This window comes from Knoellia aerolata DSM 18566, from assembly GCF_000768695.1.
Classification (GTDB): Bacteria; Actinomycetota; Actinomycetes; order Actinomycetales; family Dermatophilaceae; genus Knoellia; species Knoellia aerolata.
Window position 1 is genome coordinate 1 of the sequence record NZ_AVPL01000158.1, and the last position, 708, is coordinate 708.

At 74.7% G+C, this 708-nt stretch carries 1 protein-coding gene and 1 pseudogene; both read left to right on the forward strand.

What is annotated here, in order from left to right:
* Window positions 1-369, forward strand: a 369-nt coding sequence (locus N801_RS19090; protein WP_035940981.1) for an RNA polymerase sigma factor, incomplete at its 5' end; no start/stop codon positions are given.
* Window positions 366-708: pseudogene (locus N801_RS19095) on the forward strand (hypothetical protein); the annotation flags it as partial. The gene N801_RS19090 and the pseudogene N801_RS19095, both read left to right, overlap by 4 nt.

A 708-nucleotide genomic window follows, 5' to 3' on the forward strand; every position in this document is an offset into this window, starting at 1 on the left:
AGTCGTCGGTCGCTGGATCCCGGCTCCGGTTCGCTCGCGGGGTGGCTGGCCACCGTCACCCGTCGTCGATGCGCGGACCACCACGCGGCACGGGCACGGCGCGACCGTGACGAGCAGGTCTTCACGGTCGCGATCCCCGACGGCGCGGTCGGCAACCACCCCGAGGACGCGACCGACCGGGTCGTGCTCGCGCACGAGCTGGAGGCCCTGGGTGACCCCCGCGCCACGATCATCCGCATGGCGATCATCGAGGATCGTCGACAGCAGGACATCGCCCATGCCCTCGACCTGCCGCTGGGCACGGTGAAGAGCCACATCCGCCGCGGTCTGCTGGACCTGCGCACCCGCCTCGAGGAGGTGACCGCATGACCCCCACGACCCCTGCACCCGGGAACCCCGTCGCCGCCGACGGCCACATCGACGACGACCGGCTCGTCGACCTCAGCCTCACCGAGGAGCCGTCGCGGGTCGAGCGCACCCACCTCGCCGGGTGCGCGACCTGCCGCGACGGTCTCGCGGCGCTGCGGCGCACGGTCGAGCTGACGAGGGCCTCCGCCTCGGTCGCGACCGTCGCGCCCGGCCCGGAGGTGTGGTCCCGCATCGAGGCCGAGCTGGACGGCGAGTCCCGGGCGGACGACGACTCCCGCCGGTCTGACGTCGTGGTGCCCCTGCGCGCGAGCACGCCGGCCGAGCCCCGGCGACGCCGCC